The following is a 14,557-nucleotide window of genomic DNA, read 5'->3' as shown; positions in this document are numbered from 1 at the left end:
GGAGGTTCCCGCCGTGCTCTGGTCCGCCGTTTCGGCTGCAGACCCCACACCCGCCCCGGTGTCGCTCGACGAAGCCGCCAAGCAGGCCGGTGAGGCCGCCGGCTGGGTGGAACAGAACTGGTCCACCTGGCTGAGCACCGGTCTGCGCATCCTGCTGATCCTGGCCGTGGCGGTCGTGCTGCGCCACCTCGTGCGCAGGGCGCTGACCAAACTGATAGAGCGCATGAACCGCAGCGCCCAGGCCGTCGAGGGGTCCGCCCTGGGCGGACTGCTGGTGAACGCCGAGCGGCGCCGGCAGCGCTCCGAGGCCATCGGCTCGGTACTGCGCTCGGTCGCCTCGTTCCTGATCATGGGCACCGCCGGCCTGATGATCCTGGGCGCCTTCAACGTCAACCTCGCCCCGCTGCTGGCGTCGGCGGGTGTCGCGGGTGTCGCCATCGGTTTCGGCGCCCGCAACCTGGTCACGGACTTCCTCTCCGGCGTCTTCATGATCCTGGAGGACCAGTACGGGGTCGGTGACTCGGTCGACGCGGGGGTCGCCTCCGGTGAGGTGATCGAGGTCGGCCTGCGGGTGACGAAGCTGCGCGGCGACAACGGTGAGATCTGGTACGTCCGCAACGGCGAGATCAAGCGGATCGGCAACCTCAGTCAGGGCTGGTCCACGGCGATGGTCGACGTGACGGTCCGCCCGACCGAGGACCTGGACCGCGTCCGCACGGTGATCACCGAGGTCGGCGACGCGCTGGCCAAGGAGGAGCCGTGGAACGAGCGCCTGTGGGGCCCGGTCGAGGTCCTCGGCCTCAACGAGGTGCTGCTGGACTCCATGACGATCCGCCTGTCGGCCAAGACCATGCCGGGCAAGTCGCTCGGTGTGGAGCGTGAGCTGCGCTGGCGCATCAAGCGGGCCTTCGACGAGGTGGGCATCCGGATCGTGGGCGGCCTGCCCGCGGCTCCTTCCGAGGACGCCCCGGACCCGACCGCGTCCATGGCGCCCCCGTCCGCCTTCGCCTCCACCACCTCCCCCCAGTCGGTCGCGGCCACCCCGCTGAACCCGCCGGCGAACCTCACCAAGTAGCACCCGGTACGGACACGAGGGCGCGCCCACCGCGACGGTGGGGGCGCCCTCGTTCGTGTCCCGGGCCTTCCCGGGTCTTGACGCGTCCCTGACGTGCGTCCTACCGTCTGGCCACCGCAACAGGAAAGTTTCCTAACAGTGTGGGCAGGTGCATCGTCCCGTGACCGGAACCGTCGGCAACACCCCCGGCACACCACGTGTCCTCCGTGCCATGAACGACCGGGCGGCGCTCGATCTGCTGCTGGAACACGGACCCCTGTCCCGCACCCGCATCGGCAGGCTCACGGGCCTGTCCAAGCCGACCGCCTCCCAGCTACTGGCACGGCTGGAGGCGGCCGGACTGGTCGTGGCGACCGGGGTGACCGAGGGGCGCCCCGGACCGAACGCGCAGCTCTACGCGGTCAACGCCCGCGCCGCGTACGCCGCCGGGCTGGACGTGAACCCCCGGCGCATCCGCGCGGCCGTCGCCGACGTGACCGGGGCGGTGGCCGGCGAGTTCGAGCTGGCGACCCCGAAGAAGACGGCGGGGAACGTCGTACGTCAGGTGACCGAGGCGCTGGACGGGGCCGTGAAGGCGGCCGGGATCACCCGGGGCGAGGTGCACCGGCTGGTGATCGGCACGCCCGGCGCGTTCGACCCGTCGACCGGGCGGCTGCGGTACGCGTCCCACCTGCCGGGCTGGCACTCCCCCACGCTGCTGGACGAGCTGGCTGCCGCCCTGCCGATGCCGGTCGAGTACGACAACGACGTCAACCTGGTGGCGGTGGCCGAGCAGCGGCTGGGGGCGGCACGGGGGCACGACGACTTCGTCCTGCTGTGGAACGAGGAGGGCCTCGGTGCCGCGCTCGTGCTCGGCGGGCGGCTGCACCGCGGGTTCACCGGCGGCGCAGGCGAGGTCGGCTTCCTGCCCGTGCCGGGCGCGCCGCTGGTGCGGCAGGTCACCAAGGCGAACAGCGGCGGCTTCCAGGAGCTGGCCGGCGCGCAGGTGCTGCCCCGGCTGGCCCGCGAGTACGGCATCGAGGAGATCCCGCGCGGGGAGCACGCCGAGGTCGGTGCCGAGCTCGTCCGGCGGGCGGCGGACTCGGACGCGGAGCCGTACCGCAGGCTCCTCGACGCCTTCGCGACCGGTCTCGCCACGGGTCTCGCCTCCATGGTCGCCGTCCTCGACCCGGAGCTGGTGGTGCTGTCCGGCGAGGTGATCGTCGCCGGCGGGGAGGCGCTGCGCGAGCGCGTCCAGGCCGAGCTGGGGGAACTGGCCGCGTCCAGGCCACGGCTCGTCCTCGGCGGCGTACAGGGACACCCGGTGCTGCGCGGCGCGCTGGAGAGCGCGCTGGCCGCCACGCGCGACGAAGTCTTCGACACCTCCCGTTGAACCCCACCTCAGGAGTCACCGCCATGAACCGCAAAGCCCTTGGCGTGCTCGCTTCGGCCGCCGCCATAGCCGTGCTCACGTCCGCCTGCACCGGCTCGGCCGGGGCCGGCGCGAGCGACGACCCCGACGCCCGGGTCACGCTGACGTTCTGGCACGGCTGGTCCGCGCCGTCCGAGGTGAAGGCGGTCGACGCCAACATCGAGCGGTTCGAGGCCGCCCACCCCGACATCACGGTGAAAGTCGTCCCCAACATCACCGACGACAAGATCCAGCAGGCGCTGCGGGCCGGCGGGTCCAACGCCCCGGACGTGGTGTCGTCGTTCACCACCGACAACGTGGGCAAGTTCTGCTCCTCCGGTGCCTTCGCCGATCTCGCGCCGTTCATCGAGAAGTCGGGGATCGACCTGGAGAAGACCTTCGCGAAACCGCGCCTGGACTACACCCAGTTCCAGGGCAGGCGCTGCACACTGCCGCTGCTCGGCGACGCGTACGGGCTGTACTACAACAAGGACGCCTTCGAGGAGGCGGGGATCACGGCGCCACCGAAGACCTGGAGCGAGTTCGACGAGGTCGCCCGGAAGCTGACCAGGCCGAAGGGCGACTCGTACGAGCAGCTGGGCTTCATGCCCAATTTCCACGGCTACGAGAGCACCCCCGGGCACCTCGTCGCCCAGTGGAGCCCCACGTACTTCGCCGAGGACGGCACGTCGAAGATCGCCGAGGACCCCGCCTTCGCCGCCATGTTCACCTGGCAGAGGAACCTGATCCAGAAGCTGGGCGGGTTCGAGAAGCTGGAGAGGTACCGGAGCACCTTCGGTGACGAGTGGGGCGCCAAGCACCCCTTCCACACCGGTCAGGTCGCCATGCAGCTCGACGGCGAATGGCGCCTGGGCATGACCACCGACGCCAAGGTGCCCTTCGAGGTGGGCGTCGCCCCGCTGCCGGTCCCCGACACCCAGGCCGCCGATTACGGCAAGGGCTATCTCTCCGGCACCATCGTCGGCATCGCCTCCACCAGCCGGAAGCAGAACGCCGCCTGGGAACTGGTGAAGTACCTGACCACCGACACGGACGCGGTCGTGAACTTCGCCAACGAGCTGCGCAACGTCCCCTCCACGCACGACGCGCTGGCCTCGCCGAAGCTGAAGCTGGACCCGCGTTTCCAGACCTTCCTGGACATCGCCCGCCACCCCAGGTCCAACACCACCCCCGCGTCCGTCAACGGCGGTGCCTACCAGGTGACCCTGCAGGAGTTCGGCTACCTGTACGAGGCGGGCAAGGTGCCGGACCTCAAGGCCGGGCTGGAGAAGACGGCCGCGCAGATCGACACCGACATCGAGAAGGCGAAGTGACGGTCCGCACGCTCCGCGCGAAGCGCACCCGTGGCGCGCTCAGGACCGTCACCTTCCTCTCCCCCTGGCTGGTCGGCTTCGGCGTCTTCTTCGCCTACCCGCTGGTGTCGACCGTGTACTTCTCGTTCATGGACTACGACGGCTTCCAGGCGCCCGTCTTCAACGGTCTGGAGAACTGGCGTTACGTCTTCGCCGACTACCCCGCCTTCTGGCCGTCCATGGGGAACACCCTGTGGCTGGTGGCCGTCATGGTCACCTGCCGGGTCGTCTTCGGACTGGGCGTCGGGCTGCTGGTCACCAGGATCAAAACGGGGGCGGGGGCCTTCCGGACCCTGTTCTACCTGCCCTACCTCGCCCCTCCGGTCGCCGCCACCCTCGGGTTCGTCTTCCTGCTCAACCCCGGTACGGGCCCGGTCAACGCGCTACTCACCGACCTGAGCCTGCCGGCCCCCGGCTGGTTCACCGACCCGGCCTGGTCCAAGCCCGCGCTGACCGTGCTCGCGGTGTGGGGCGTCGGCGACCTGATGGTCATCTTCATGGCCGCCCTGCTCGACGTACCGAAGGAGCAGTACGAGGCGGCCGAGCTGGACGGGGCGTCGGCCCGGCAGCGCTTCCGCTACGTCACCCTGCCCAACATCTCCCCGATCGTGCTCTTCGCCGTCGTCACCGGGGTCATCCAGACCATGCAGTACTACACACAGCCCCTGGTCGCCGGGAAGGTCGCCTCCGGCGTCATCGGCAACAGCGGGCAGCAGTTCGAGCCGGGATACCCGGAGAAGTCGACGCTGACCCTGCCGCAGCTCGTGTACAACCTCGGCTTCCAGCGGTTCGACTACGGATCGGCGTGCGTCGTCGCCCTGGTGCTGTTCGCCCTCGCCATGGCCTTCACGGCACTGCTGATGCGGCGGCGCGGCGGCCTCGTACAGGTGGGTGACTGACCGCCATGACGTACGCTCCCGCAACGCTGACGAAGGCCACGCCCGCGTCACGCACGGCCCGCCGCAGGGCGGTGATGCACTGGATCGCCGTGCACGCGCTGGGCGTCGCGGCGGCGCTGTTCTTCGTGCTGCCGTTCGTCTTCCTCTTCCTCACCTCGCTCATGAGCGACCAGCAGGCCCTCACCCGCGACCTCAGCCCCGACACCTGGGAGTGGGGCAACTACGCGCGGGTGTGGAACACCCCCGGTTTCCTGACCTGGTGGCGCAACACCCTCCTGTACGCCGGGCTCGGCACGCTGCTGACGGTCGTGTCGTCGATCCCCGTCGCGTACGCCCTCGCGAAGTTCCGCTTCCGGGGGCGGCGGCTCGCGCTGATGCTGGTCGTCTCGGCGATGATGCTGCCGCCGCAGGTGGTGATCATCCCGATGTACCTGTTCTGGGCGAGGCAGATGGACCTGTCGGGCTCGCTGTGGCCGCTGATCATCCCGATGGCGTTCGGCGACGCGTTCTCCGTCTTCCTGCTGCGGCAGTTCCTCCTCACCGTCCCGAACGAGTACCTGGACGCGGCGAGGGTCGACGGCTGCGGCGAACTGCGCACACTCGTCCGGGTGGTTCTGCCCATGGCGAAGCCGGGCATCGCGGCGGTCGCGCTGTTCCAGTTCTTCTACGCCTGGAACGACTACTTCGGGCCGCAGATCTACGCTTCCGAGAACCCGGCCGCCTGGACCCTCAGCTACGGCCTGGAGTCCTTCAAGGGCGCGCACCACACCGACTGGAACCTGACCATGGCCGCGACCGTCCTGGTCATGGCCCCCGTGATCCTCGTCTTCTTCTTCGCCCAGAAGGCGTTCGTCGAGGGCGTCACCTTGACCGGAGTGAAGGGCTAGAAGGGTATGAAGCTGGCTGTTGTGGGGGGCGGCTCCACCTACACCCCCGAACTGATCGACGGGTTCGCGCGGCTGCGCGACACCCTCCCGATCGCTGAACTGGCCCTCGTCGACCCGGCCACCGAGCGCCTCGACCTGGTCGGCGGGCTGGCCCGGCGGATCTTCGCCAAACAGGGCCACAACGGGCTCATCACGACCACGTCCGACCTGGACGCCGGCGTCGAGGGCGCCGACGCGGTCCTGCTGCAACTGCGCGTCGGCGGGCAGGCGGCCCGGCAGCAGGACGAGACCTGGCCGCTGGAATGCGGCTGTGTCGGGCAGGAGACGACCGGCGCGGGCGGCCTCGCGAAGGCGCTGCGCACGGTACCGGTGGTGCTGGACATCGCCGAGCGCGTACGACGGGCCAGCCCCCACGCGTGGATCATCGACTTCACCAATCCGGTCGGCATCGTCACCCGGGCCCTGCTCCAGGCCGGGCACCGGGCCGTCGGGCTGTGCAACGTGGCCATCGGCTTCCAGCGGAGGTTCGCGAGGCTGCTGGACGTCGAGCCGGGCGCGGTGCACCTCGACCACGTGGGGCTCAACCACCTCACCTGGGAGCGGGGGGTGCGGCTCGGCGGGCCGGACGGCGAGGACGTCCTGCCGGAGCTGCTCGCCGAACACGGTGACGCCATCGCCGACGACCTGCGGCTGCCGCGCGCCGTGCTCGACCGGCTGGGCGTCGTCCCCTCGTACTACCTGCGGTACTTCTACGCGCACGACGAGGTCGTCCACGAGCTGGGCACCAGGCCGTCCCGGGCGGCGGAGGTCGCCGCGATGGAACGACAGCTCCTGACGATGTACGGCGACCCCGCGCTGGACGAGAAGCCGGAGCTGCTGGCCAAGCGGGGCGGCGCCTTCTACTCGGAGGCGGCGGTGGACCTGGCGGCGGCGCTGCTGGGCGGCTCCGCCCCGGGGACGCAGGTGGTCAACACGTACAACGCCGGGACGCTGCCGTTCCTGCCGGACGACGCGGTGATCGAGGTGCAGGCAGCCGTGGACGGCTCGGGGGCCTCGCCGCTGGCCGTACCGGAACTCGATCCGCTGTACGCGGGGCTCGTCGCGCACGTGACCGCGTACGAGGAACTGGCGCTGGAGGCCGCGCTGCGCGGCGGGCGCGACCGGGTGTTCCAGGCGCTGCTGGCGCACCCGCTGATCGGCCAGTACGCGCTCGCCGAAGGGCTGACCGACCGGCTGGTCGCACACAACCGGGAGTACCTCACGTGGGCATGACGGCCGCCGTCCTCGCGATCGACGCGGGCAACAGCAAGTCGGACGTGGCGTTCGTCGGCGAGGACGGCTCGGTCCTGGCCGCGGCGCGCGGGCCGGGCTTCCAGCCGCCGCGGGTGGGCGTCGGGGCGGCGCTCGACGTGCTGGCGGCCACCGTCCACGAGGCGCTGGCGTCCACGGACCTGTCCGTCGGGACCGTACGGCACGTGTCGGCCTGCCTGGCCAACGCCGACTTCCCCGCCGAGGAGGCGGAGTTGGCCGCCGCGCTGCACGCGCGCGCGTGGGGGCGGACCGTCGAGGTGCGCAACGACACGTTCGCCATCCTCCGGGCGGGCGTCGACGAGCCGCGCGGCGTCGCGGTGGTGTGCGGCGCGGGCATCAACTGCGTGGGCATGCTGCCGGACGGGCGCACCGCCCGGTTCCCCTCGATCGGCCGGATCTCCGGCGACTGGGGAGGGGGTTCGGCTCTCGCGGAGGAGGCGATGTGGTGCGCGTCCCGGGCGGAGGACGGGCGCGGTGAGCCGACGGAGCTGGCCCGGACCCTGCCCGCGCACTTCGGTCTGGACTCGGTGTACGCGCTGATCGAGGCGCTCCACCTGGGGCGGATCCCGGCCGAGCGGCGGCACGAGCTGACACCGGTGCTGTTCGCGACGGGCGCGGCGGGCGACCCGGTGGCACGGTCGGTGGTGGAGCGCCAGGCGGAGGAGGTCGTCGCGATGGCGACGGTCGCCCTGGACCGGCTCGGTCTGCTGGACGAGGAGGTCCCGGTGCTGCTGGGCGGCAGTGTCCTGGCGGCCCGGCACCCGCAGCTGAACGGGCGGATCGCCGAACTGCTGGCCGTCAAGGCCCCGAAGGCCGCCCTCCACGTGGTGACCGAGCCCCCGGTGCTGGGGGCGGCCCTGCTCGGCCTGGACCACGTCGGTGCGTCCGCCGGGGCCCGCGCGCGGGTGCGGGCGCACTACGCGCGGCGCGTCTGACGGGGAACCGGCGGGGGCCGGGCGGCGTATACAGAGTGGGGAGAGCGAGGGGTGGTGCGGCGGGGCGGCGGGCACGATAAGAACAAGATCGAGTCAAGCCTGGTGTGCACACCGGCCCCTCCAGCCATACTGCGGTGAGCGACCGAGGGGGAGGTCACGTGACTTACGCACCGGATGCGCCGGCCGTGCCGAGCGCACCGCCCGCGCCGGGCGCGCCCGCCGTGCTGCCGCCACCGCCGCCGCCGGCAGGGCCCCCCGCGGGGCGGGGCGCCTGGGCCGAGGGTGCGGCACGGCTGCGCGCGGCGGCGACGACCGAACCGGGTCGGCTGCGGATCCTGGGTGCCGTACTGGCCGCGCTGGTCGTGGCGTTCGGGGCGGTCACCGCGTTCGAGGTCTCCGACCGGGCGGCCGCCGCCGACGACGTGGTGAGCCGCAGTCAGCCGCTGAGCGCGGACGCGGCGGACATCTACCGCTCCCTGGCGGACGCCGACACCGCCGCGGCGGGCGGCTTCCTGGCCGGCGCGCAGGAGCCCGCGGATGTGCGCGAGCGGTACGAGGAGGACATCACCACCGCTTCCCGGCTGATCGTCAAGGCCGCGGCGAACACGGACGGTTCCTCGCGCTCCGCCCAGGACATCGCCACCCTCAACGAGTACCTGCCGCGTTACACGGGCCTGGTGGAGCGCGCCCGCGCCGCCAACCGGCAGGGCCTGCCGCTGGGCGGGGCGTATCTGCGGTACGCCAACCAGCAGATGAGCACCCGGCTGCTGCCCGCCGCCGAGCGGCTGTACGAGGCGGAGACCGCCCGGCTCGGCCAGGACGACCGGGACGCCCGGACGTGGCCCTCCCTGTCTCTCGGCGCGGGGATCGTCGTCCTCGCCGCCCTCCTGTGGGCGCAGCGCCGCACGTACCTGCGCACGAACCGGGTGTTCAACCATGGCCTGCTGGCCGCCACGGCCGCGTCCACGGTGGTGCTGCTGTGGCTGGCGGCCGGGCACACGGTGGCCCGGGCGGAGCTCAACGAGGCCAAGGTGCACGGGCAGGATTCGCTCAAGGTGCTGAACGAGGCACGGATCAACTCCCTGAAGGCCCGCGCCAACGAGAACCTGACGCTGGTGGCCCGTGGCGCGGTGCTGACCGCGGACGGCAAGAGCGACAAGTACGAGACCGAGTACGGCACGGGCATGAGCAGGCTGGCCACCGCGCTGGACGAGGCGGACCGGCTCGCCGACGACCCCTCGGGCGACGGGCCGGTCCTGGAGGCCGCGCGGGGGGTGGCCGAGTGGAAGAAGCGCCACAAGGACGCCCGTGACACGGACAACGGCGGCGACTACGAGGGCGCGCTGGCCAAGGTGATCGGCGCCGAGAACTCCACCGGGGAGTCCTTCGACGAAGTGGACGCGGCACTGGAGAAAGCCCTGGACCATGAGCAGGGTGAGTTCACCCGGGCCGCCGAGGACGGGCGCGGCGCGCTGACCGGCCTGCCGGCCGGGGCGGCAGGCCTGGCCGTGGTGGGCGCGGCCGGGGCCATCATGGGCATCAACCGCAGGCTGTCGGAGTACCGGTGAGGGCGAGGGGAGGCACGATGAAGGACAACGACGACACGACGCCACGGACGAGGGGCGCGGCGCCCGCTCCGGCCCCGAGTGCCCTTGTCGGCACCCCGGACCCCGGCACGCCCCCCGGCGGGGCGCCCGTCCCCGTCCGTACGGACACACCCGGCACCGGCACGGCGGGGCGCCGGGGCGCGGCCGGGCGGTTGCGGGGCTGGGGCGGGGTCGCGGCGATGGCCGTGGCGTGCGGGCTGACCGCCGCCCTGACCCTGGTGCCGCTCTCCAGGAGCGGCCTCGGCTCCGCCCAGGTGTCCGGCGCGGACAGCGTCCTGCCCGCCAAGGCCGACACGTGCCAGGACCCGGAGGCCTCCCTCCCGCCGTCCACCGCGAACGGGCCGTCCGTCGACGCCATCAGGACGCGCGGCAAACTGATCGTCGGCGTGGACCAGAACAGTTACCGGTGGGGGTACCGCGACCCGGCGACCGGCAGGCTGGAAGGTTTCGACATCGACCTCGCGCGGGCCATCGCCGAGGACCTCCTCGGCAGCCGGGACGCCGTCATCTTCCGCGCCGTTCCCACCAACCAGCGGATCGCCGCCCTGGAGAACGGCACGGTCGACCTGGTGGTGCGGACGATGACGATCAACTGCAGCCGCATCGAGCAGGTCGCCTTCTCCACCGCCTACTTCCAGGCGGGGCAGCAGGTACTGGCGCCGGAGAAGTCCACGGTCACGGGGTACGACTCCTCCCTCAAGGGCAAGCGGGTCTGCTCGGCCGAGGGCTCGACGGCTTACGAGGCGCTGGAGAGGAAGTCGTTCGGCGCCGTCTTCAAGGACGAGCACGACGGCCTGCCGGAGGACGAGGACATCCACACCGTGCCCAACCAGCTGGACTGCCTCGTGCGGCTCCAGATGGGCGAGGTCGACGCGGTCGTGACGGACAACGCGCTGGCCGCCGGGCAAGCGGCTCAGGACCCGGCCGTCACCCTGAAGGGCAAGCCGTTCACCACGGAGTACTACGGCGTCGCCGCGAAGCTCGGCAACGACGACCTGGTGCGGCGGGTCAACCAGGTGCTCGTCGACTACCGCAAGGGACCGTGGCAGAAGGCGTACGACACCTGGCTGCGCCCGGTCCTGCCCGGGATAGCCGGACCGCCGGCGCCGAAGTACCGCACCAACTGACCTGCCGACCTTGCGTGTACGAGTGGAGAGGTGATCGATGGGCGTCACGGGACCCCCTGGGCCGGTGATGGACCGGGACGAGGTGGACCGTGCGCTGGCGCGGCTCGGGGCGGAGCACAAGGCGGTCGAGGACTCGCTGCTCGCCCTCCAGGACCACGCGGGCCGCCGTCTCCTCGAGGGCGCCGAGCTGACCGGCACGACCAAGGACCGCTGGGCCACCACCGAGCAGACGATCACCCTGCTGTGGACGTACTTCGACGCGTACACGGCGGCGTTGCACGAGGCCCGTGAGGTACGCGCCCGGCGCCGGTGGCCCGGCCGCGAGGAGCTGGCCGAGCTGACGGAGCGGCTGCGCGGCGAGAGCGTGACGGTGTCGGGCACGTCGTCCAAGCTGGCCGAGCGGTTCACGCTGGAGCGGCTGGTGGACCGGATGAACGAGCTGTACGCCTCCTCGCTGGACATGGTGGTCACGGCGGACGCGGTGTGGTCCGCGCTGCCGGCCCGGATAGACCTGCTGGCGGCCGAGCTGCACCGCACCCGTTCGCTGGCGCACTCCGTGGGCGTACGGCCCGGGGAGCACCCCGCGGGGGACGACCTGGAGTCCATCACGCACGAACTGGCCACCCTGCGGGCCCAGGTGGTGACCGACCCGCTGGCGTTCTGGCGCCCTGCGGTGGGCAGTTCGGCGCCCGGGGGCGGGCGGCCGGACACGGACAGGTACGACCGGGCGGCCCGCGCGCTGGAGGACGTGCGCCGCGAGATCGAGGCGGTGCTCCAGGTCCGGCAGGACTCGGAGGCGCGCCTGTTGCGGCTGCGGGACGTCCTGTCGCGCGCCGACCGGACGCTGGCGGAGGCTCGGGCGGCCAGGGGCGAGGTGCTGGCGAAGATCGCCGCCTCGGAGGTGCCCGTGGTCAGCGGTCCGCCCACCGCGCTCCAGGAGCGGCTGGCGACGGCCGCCGAGTACCGGCGCCACGCCCAGTGGCACCGGCTGTCCCCGCTGCTGGAGGCGTTGGAGCAGGAGGCGGAGGACGAACTGATGCGGGCGCGCGAGCAGTTGACGGCGGTCACCGCGCCGCTGGCCGTCCGGGCGGAGCTGCGCGGACGGCTCGACGCGTACAGGGCGAAGGTCGCCCGGCACGGCATGGCGGAGGATCCGCTGCTGATCGAGCGGTACGACGCGGCACGCCGGATGCTGTGGAGCGCCCCGTGCGACCTGAGGGTCGCCGAGCAGGCGGTGCTGCGCTATCAGCAGGCGGCCGCGGAAGTCCTGTCGGGGGCGGGTCCCGTGGACCGTAGGGGGAGCCAGTGAAGTCGTGTCAGCGGCCCGGTTGCGAGGGCTCGTACGAGGACATGGGCGGCGGTGAGCTGTACTGCGACACGTGCGGCCTGGCGCCTGTCGTCTCGCCGTCGGGGATGGTGTCGTCGCCGCCGACGGGCGTCGCGGGCGGCGGGCGGGGGTCGACCGGCAGCTCGCGGTCGTCGTCCCGTTCGTCGCGGTCCTCCCGGTCGTCGCGGCGCTCGGTGTCGGGGCGGCTCTCCCGGTCGCTGTCCGGCGGGCCGGGCTCGTCGCGGTCGGTGTCGGTGCGCAGTTCCGGTTCGTCCACCGGCCAGTCCGGGCGGGGCAGGCTGGGCGCGGGGCTGGTGTCGATCCCGGCGGTGCCGCGTCCGGATCCCCACGCGGTGGTGATGGCGAACCCGGAGGTGCCGGAGCGGAAGCGATTCTGCTCGCGGTCCGACTGCGGGGCGCCGGTGGGGCGGGCGCGCGGTGACCGGCCGGGGCGTACGGAGGGGTTCTGCACCAAGTGCGGGCACCCCTACTCGTTCGTGCCGAAGCTGCGCGCGGGTGACGTGGTGCACGGCCAGTACGAGGTGGCCGGGTGCCTGGCGCACGGCGGACTCGGCTGGATCTACCTCGCCGTGGACCGCGCGGTCTCCGACCGGTGGGTCGTGCTCAAGGGCCTGCTGGACACCGGTGACCAGGACGCGATGGCGGCGGCGATCTCGGAGCGGCGGTTCCTCGCCGAGATCGAGCACTCCAACATCGTCCGCATCTACAACTTCGTGGAACACCTGGACCAGCGGACGGGCTCCCTCGACGGCTACATCGTCATGGAGTACGTCGGCGGCAAGTCCCTGAAGGACATCGCCAACGAGCGGCGCGGCCCGGACGGGCGGCGGGACCCGCTGCCCGTCGAGCAGGCGTGCGCGTACGGCATCGAGGCCCTGGAGGCGCTCGGGCACCTGCACAGCCGGAACCTGCTGTACTGCGACTTCAAGGTGGACAACGCGATCCAGACCGAGGACCAGCTCAAGCTGATCGACATGGGCGCGGTGCGCAGGATGGACGACGACGAGTCGGCCATCTACGGCACGGTCGGCTACCAGGCCCCGGAGGTGGCGGAGGCCGGCCCGTCGGTCGCGTCCGACCTGTACACGGTGGCGCGGACGCTGGCGGTGCTGACGTTCGACTTCCAGGGCTACACGAACGTGTTCGTGGACTCCCTGCCGAACCCGGACAACATCGAGGTGTTCCGGACCTACGAGTCGTTCTACCGGCTCCTGGTACGGGCGACCGATCCCGACCCGGCGCGCCGGTTCGCCTCGGCCCAGGAGATGGCCGAGCAGCTGACCGGAGTGCTGCGGGAGGTGGTGGCCGTACAGACGGGCCGTCCGCGCCCGTCCCTGTCGACGCTGTTCGGTCCGGAAGTGCGCGTGACGGACACGGAGCTGTTCGCCGACGCGGACGCGGACGTGTCGGTGCTGGGGGCCCGGGAGGTCCCGAAGGGCCTCGGTCTTCGCGGCCGTGGGCCAGGTCCCGGCGCGGGCCACGGCGCCGGCCACGGCGCGGGCTCCGGTAGGGGCGCCGTCCCCGCGCCGCGTACGGAACACGCGGGCGCTGCCCCGGGCGCCCCTGTCGCCTTGCCCGCCCCAGCGGCCCCTACTGCCCCTCTGGCCTCAGCGGCCTCTGCCGCCCCTACGGCCTCAGCGGCCCCTGCCACTCCTCCCGCCCCTGCCGTCACGCCGATGCTCGCCCCGCTGGACGCACGCGCCACCGCGCTGGCACTGCCGGTGCCGCACGTCGACGCGGGTGACCCCAACGCGGGGTTCCTCGCCGGGCTGATGGCCTCCGCGCCTGCCGAGCTGATCGCCGCTCTGCTCACCGCCCCCGCGCCCTCCCTCGAACTGCGGCTGCGCGAGCTGCGTGCCCGTCTGGAAATGGGTGAACTGGGCTCGGCGGCGCGTGCGCTGGAAACCCTGGAGGCGCAGCACCCGGACGACTGGCGGGTGGTCTGGTACCGCGGGGTCGCGTCCCTGGCGACGGGCGACAACGAGAACGCCGCCCTGTCGTTCGACGCGATCTACGACGCGTTCCCCGGCGAGCCGGCGCCCAAGCTGGCGCTGGGCGTCTGCGCCGAGGTGCTGGGCCAGTTGGACAACGCGGCCGAGTACTACCGCCTGGTGTGGACGACGGACCCGGGCTTCGTGAGCGCCGCGTTCGGCCTCGCGCGGGTCCGGCTGGCCGCCGGCGACCGGGCCGGCGCGGTGCACGCACTGGAGTCGGTGCCCGAGGCGTCGATCCACTACACGGCCGCGCGCGTGGCGGCCGTACGGGCCCGGCTGCGGCGCCGTTCCGCGCACGAGCCGCTGATCGCCGACCTGACGGCGGCGGCGGAACAGGTGTCCGCGCTGCAGCAGTTCGGACTGGACGCGGTGCGCCGCGAACAGTTGTCCACAGAGGTGCTGGGCAAGGCGCTGGACTGGGTACTCTCCGGTAGTCCAGGAGCGGGAGCCGCACGGACCCCGCTGCTGGGCAGCGAACTGGACGAGCGCGGTCTGCGTTCCGGACTGGAACGCTCCTACCGGGTGCTCGCCCGGCTCGCTCAGCGCGGCGAGGAGAGGATCGACATGGTGGAGCGGGCGAACCGCTTCCGCCCCCGGACATGGGTGTGATT

11 protein-coding genes are annotated in these 14,557 nt (G+C 72.3%); all 11 read left to right on the top strand.

The genetic code is table 11. From position 1 onward, the window contains the following. The first annotated feature begins 13 nt into the window (after positions 1–13). The 11 genes from ACZ6C1_RS12275 to ACZ6C1_RS12225 all read left to right on the top strand — a co-directional run bounded on the left by ACZ6C1_RS12275 (position 14) and on the right by ACZ6C1_RS12225 (position 14,555). A complete protein-coding gene (locus tag ACZ6C1_RS12275; protein ID WP_469240380.1) occupies positions 14–1,075 on the top strand; it encodes a mechanosensitive ion channel family protein in 1,062 nt (353 codons plus the stop codon). 211 nt (positions 1,076–1,286) lie between these two features. Continuing rightward, entirely contained in the window at positions 1,287–2,447 is a 1,161-nt protein-coding gene (locus ACZ6C1_RS12270; RefSeq protein ID WP_469240378.1) for an ROK family transcriptional regulator, read from the top strand. Positions 2,448–2,470: 23 nt separating this feature from the next. Then, positions 2,471–3,799, top strand: a complete 1,329-nt coding sequence (locus tag ACZ6C1_RS12265; RefSeq protein ID WP_469240190.1) for an ABC transporter substrate-binding protein — start codon at positions 2,471–2,473, stop codon at positions 3,797–3,799. Next, complete coding sequence (locus ACZ6C1_RS12260) at positions 3,796–4,737, top strand: carbohydrate ABC transporter permease (protein ID WP_469240189.1); 942 nt, start codon at positions 3,796–3,798, stop codon at positions 4,735–4,737. The genes ACZ6C1_RS12265 and ACZ6C1_RS12260 overlap by 4 nt, the downstream gene beginning before the upstream one ends. 5 nt (positions 4,738–4,742) lie before the next feature. Then, positions 4,743–5,624 carry a carbohydrate ABC transporter permease gene (locus ACZ6C1_RS12255; RefSeq protein ID WP_469240188.1) on the top strand — a complete coding sequence of 294 codons (882 nt, stop codon included), beginning with the start codon at positions 4,743–4,745 and terminating at the stop codon, positions 5,622–5,624. Between the two features lie 6 nt (positions 5,625–5,630). Then, positions 5,631–6,896: a 6-phospho-beta-glucosidase gene (locus ACZ6C1_RS12250; protein WP_469240187.1), complete on the top strand. Its 1,266-nt coding sequence runs from the start codon at positions 5,631–5,633 to the stop codon at positions 6,894–6,896. Next, positions 6,893–7,870, top strand: coding sequence for an N-acetylglucosamine kinase (locus tag ACZ6C1_RS12245; protein WP_469240376.1), 978 nt, complete (start codon positions 6,893–6,895; stop codon positions 7,868–7,870). Before ACZ6C1_RS12250 ends, ACZ6C1_RS12245 begins: the two co-directional genes overlap by 4 nt. Positions 7,871–8,028: 158 nt before the next feature. Then, positions 8,029–9,438 (top strand): hypothetical protein, encoded by a 1,410-nt coding sequence (locus ACZ6C1_RS12240; protein ID WP_469240186.1) that lies wholly within the window; start codon positions 8,029–8,031, stop codon positions 9,436–9,438. A 17-nt stretch (positions 9,439–9,455) separates the two neighbouring features. Then, entirely contained in the window at positions 9,456–10,604 is a 1,149-nt protein-coding gene (locus ACZ6C1_RS12235) for a glutamate ABC transporter substrate-binding protein (protein ID WP_469240185.1), read from the top strand. A 37-nt stretch (positions 10,605–10,641) separates the two neighbouring features. After that, positions 10,642–11,913, top strand: coding sequence for a zinc ribbon domain-containing protein (locus ACZ6C1_RS12230; protein WP_469240184.1), 1,272 nt, complete (start codon positions 10,642–10,644; stop codon positions 11,911–11,913). Between the two features lie 41 nt (positions 11,914–11,954). Continuing rightward, positions 11,955–14,555, top strand: a complete 2,601-nt coding sequence (locus tag ACZ6C1_RS12225; protein WP_469240374.1) for a serine/threonine-protein kinase — start codon at positions 11,955–11,957, stop codon at positions 14,553–14,555. Positions 14,556–14,557 lie beyond the last annotated feature (2 nt).

This window comes from Streptomyces sp. NPDC041796 (genome assembly GCF_055590785.1).
The sequence above is the reverse complement of the archived record's forward strand: the minus strand, read 5'-3'. Positions and strand labels throughout refer to the sequence as shown.